The organism is Vibrio sp. M260118, assembly GCF_036533755.1.
In the GTDB taxonomy this organism is placed as follows: Bacteria; Pseudomonadota; Gammaproteobacteria; order Enterobacterales; family Vibrionaceae; genus Vibrio.
This window is the reverse complement of sequence record NZ_JATABG010000717.1, coordinates 1-469: the sequence shown is the minus strand read 5'-3', so window position 1 is coordinate 469 and position 469 is coordinate 1. Positions and strand designations below refer to the sequence as shown.

General features: G+C 44.8%; 2 tRNA genes. Both read left to right on the top strand.

The features are described 5' to 3' along the window. Nucleotides 1-139: 139 nt before the first annotated feature. Nucleotides 140-215 (top strand) — tRNA-Ala (locus QTO00_RS20820). Nucleotides 216-234: 19 nt separating this feature from the next. Next, nucleotides 235-310, top strand: a tRNA-Glu gene (locus tag QTO00_RS20815). The last annotated feature ends 159 nt before the right edge of the window (nt 311-469 follow it).

The following is a 469-nucleotide window of genomic DNA, read 5'->3' as shown; positions in this document are numbered from 1 at the left end:
CAAGGTAGCCCTAGGGGAACCTGGGGCTGGATCACCTCCTTATACGATACGGATAGTTTGCTTCTGCTTTTTAAAGCGGAAACAAATAAGTCGCGATGAGTGTTCACACAGATTGATATGTCTTTATTAGAGCTTTGAAGGGGCTATAGCTCAGCTGGGAGAGCGCTTCGCTGGCAGCGAAGAGGTCATCGGTTCGATCCCGATTAGCTCCACCAATTCCGTATGGAATTCAGTGTCCCGTTCGTCTAGAGGCCTAGGACACCGCCCTTTCACGGCGGTAACAGGGGTTCGACTCCCCTACGGGATACCATCTTTAAGCGTACTTAGTTAAGTGCTTTTAAAAATGGTTACCTCATTGAGGTGATTTGCTCTTTAACAATTTGGAAAGCTGACGAATAACAACAATCCCCATCTCTTTGAGATGCGTTGTTATTCAATTAAAAGTTCTCAAATACTAAAACTATGTTTT